The sequence below is a fragment of the Leifsonia poae genome (assembly GCF_027921845.1).
Classification (GTDB): domain Bacteria; phylum Actinomycetota; class Actinomycetes; order Actinomycetales; family Microbacteriaceae; genus Leifsonia; species Leifsonia poae.
This window is the reverse complement of record NZ_BSEN01000001.1, coordinates 626,410-629,156: the sequence shown is the minus strand read 5'-3', so window position 1 is coordinate 629,156 and position 2,747 is coordinate 626,410. Positions and strand designations below refer to the sequence as shown.

Below are 2,747 nucleotides of genomic sequence, written 5' to 3'. Positions count from 1 at the left end.
GATCCGTCCCGCCGGCCGGCACAACTGAATATCGAATGAAGGCAACACCAGATCCCGCAGCGCTTGTCGCGGCGGGGGACACCCCCGGTTGGAGGCCGGGGCACCGGAGTTGCTGCAGACCTCCACTCACTCACAGGAGAAAGCCACAATGGCACGTCTAGCAGGCGTCGACATCCCGCGCGAAAAGCGCGTGGAAGTCGCACTCACGTACATCTACGGCGTCGGACGCACGCGGGCTCTGAAGACCCTCGCCGACACCAGCATCGACGGCGACATCCGCGTCAAAGATCTGACCGACGACCAGCTCGTCGCGCTCCGCGACTACATCGAAGGCAACTTCAAGGTCGAGGGTGACCTCCGCCGCGAGGTGGCAGCCGACATCCGCCGCAAGGTCGAGATCGGCAGCTACGAAGGTATCCGCCACCGCAAGGGCCTCCCGGTCCGCGGTCAGCGCACCAAGACCAACGCTCGTACCCGCAAGGGACCGAAGCGCACCGTGGCCGGCAAGAAGAAGGCTCGCTAGGCCTTAGCCAGCAGCCTCGCCTTTAGGATTCAGGAGAAATCATGGCAGCACCCAAGTCGGCCGTTCGCAAGCCGCGCAAGAAAGAAAAGAAGAACATCGCCGTGGGCCAGGCCCACATCAAGTCGACGTTCAACAACACCATCGTCTCGATCACCGACACCACCGGTGCGGTCATCAGCTGGGCATCCTCGGGTGGCGTCGGCTTCAAGGGTTCGCGCAAGTCGACCCCGTTCGCCGCACAGCTCGCCGCAGAGTCGGCCGCGCGTCAGGCGCAGGAGCACGGCATGAAGAAGGTCGACGTCTTCGTCAAGGGCCCGGGCTCGGGTCGCGAGACGGCGATCCGCTCGCTGCAGGCCGCCGGCCTCGAGGTCGGTTCGATCAACGACGTCACCCCGCAGGCGCACAACGGTTGCCGCCCGCCGAAGCGTCGCCGCGTCTAAGCAGTCTGTATTCCTTTCGCGCGAGCGACGGCGGTCGGCTGTGCCGGTCGTCGTCGCTCACGCGCGACATAACTCAATACCTACATCACGCAAGTGTCATATAGCGGACACTTAGCCGAAAGGAATTAAACAGTGCTCATTGCACAGCGTCCTACGCTCGCCGAAGAGAACATCTCCGAGTTCCGCTCGCGGTTCGTGATCGAGCCCCTCGAGCCGGGCTTCGGTTACACCCTCGGCAACTCGCTTCGCCGCACGCTCCTCTCCTCGATCCCCGGCGCTGCCGTGACGAGCATCCGTATCGACGGTGTGCTGCACGAGTTCAGCACGGTGCCCGGTGTGAAGGAAGACGTCACCGAGATCATCCTGAACATCAAGGGACTCGTCGTCTCCAGCGAGCACGACGAGCCGATCACCGCGTACCTGCGCAAGACGGGTGCCGGCCAGGTCACGGCCGCCGACATCTCGGCTCCTGCCGGTGTCGAGATCCACAACCCGGAGCTCGTCATCGCGACGCTCAACGACAAGGCCAAGTTCGAGGTCGAGCTCACCATCGAGCGCGGCCGCGGCTACGTCTCGGCGACCCAGAACCGCAACGAGTACAGCGAGGCCGGTCAGATCCCGATCGACTCGATCTACTCGCCCGTCCTCAAGGTCACCTACCGCGTCGAGGCCACCCGTGCCGGTGAGCGCACCGACTTCGACCGCCTCGTGGTCGACGTCGAGACCAAGCCGGCCATCAGCCCGCGCGACGCCATCGCGTCCGCCGGCCGTACGCTGACCGAGCTCTTCGGCCTGGCCCGCGAGCTCAACACCGCCGCTGAGGGCATCGAGATCGGCCCCGCGCCGGTCGACGCCGTTCTCAGCTCCGAGCTGTCGATGCCGATCGAAGACCTCGACCTCTCGGTGCGCTCGTACAACTGCCTCAAGCGCGAGGGCATCAACACCGTGAGCGAGCTCGTCTCGCTCTCGGAGACGCAGCTGATGAACATCCGCAACTTCGGTCAGAAGTCGGTGGATGAGGTCAAGGACAAGCTGACCGAGATGGGTCTGTCGCTCAAGGACTCGGTTCCCGGCTTCGACGGCGCCCACTTCTACAGCGGGTACGAAGAAGACGAGACCAGCATCTGAGCTTCGTCGTCCGACGACTCCGACTGACACACCAACTTTCAACACTGGAGATAACCGATCATGCCTAAGCCCACCAAGGGCCCCCGCCTCGGAGGCGGTCCCGCGCACGAGCGCCTGATGCTCGCCAACCTGGCCGCTGCGCTCTTCACCCACAAGAGCATCAAGACCACGGAGACCAAGGCGAAGCGCCTGCGTCCGCTGGCCGAGCGTCTCGTCACGTTCGCCAAGCGCGGCGACCTGCACGCCCGCCGTCGTGTGCTCAGCATCATCCACGACAAGTCGGTCGTGCACGAGCTGTTCACCGAGATCGCCCCGCTCGTCGCCGAGCGCGAGGGTGGTTACACCCGCATCACCAAGCTGGGTTACCGCAAGGGCGACAACGCCCCCATGGCTCAGATCGAGCTCGTGCTCGAGCCGGTCACCCCGAAGGTGAAGTCGACGAAGTCGTCCAAGACCGCCGCTCCGAAGGCCGCTCCGGCCGAGGAGACCCCGGTCGAGGAGGCCCCCGTCGAGGAGGCTTCGACCGAGACCGCCGCCGCAGAGGCCGAGGTCGTCGAGGAGACCACGGCTGACGCCGAGGCCACCGAGTCGGAGGAGACCACCGCCGAGGCCGAGGCCGAGAAGGCGTAACGCTCAGCAGTCCACGAAGGCCCCGC

Annotated in this window: 4 protein-coding genes; all 4 read left to right on the top strand. The window is 65.3% G+C overall.

The features are described from left to right. Window positions 1–148 precede the first annotated feature (148 nt). The 4 genes from rpsM (at window position 149) to rplQ (ending at window position 2,721) form a co-directional block, all read left to right on the top strand. The gene (rpsM, locus tag PKE84_RS02955; protein WP_271175695.1) at window positions 149–523 is read left to right on the top strand and encodes a 30S ribosomal protein S13; all 375 of its coding nucleotides are present in this window, start codon (window positions 149–151) and stop codon (window positions 521–523) included. Between the two features lie 41 nt (window positions 524–564). Beyond that, a complete protein-coding gene (rpsK, locus tag PKE84_RS02950; RefSeq protein ID WP_055821293.1) occupies window positions 565–963 on the top strand; it encodes a 30S ribosomal protein S11 in 399 nt (132 codons plus the stop codon). A 132-nt stretch (window positions 964–1,095) separates the two neighbouring features. Then, window positions 1,096–2,091 carry a DNA-directed RNA polymerase subunit alpha gene (locus PKE84_RS02945; RefSeq protein ID WP_271175694.1) on the top strand — a complete coding sequence of 332 codons (996 nt, stop codon included), beginning with the start codon at window positions 1,096–1,098 and terminating at the stop codon, window positions 2,089–2,091. A gap of 60 nt (window positions 2,092–2,151) precedes the next feature. Further along, a complete protein-coding gene (rplQ, locus tag PKE84_RS02940) occupies window positions 2,152–2,721 on the top strand; it encodes a 50S ribosomal protein L17 (protein ID WP_271175693.1) in 570 nt (189 codons plus the stop codon). Window positions 2,722–2,747: the final 26 nt, after the last annotated feature.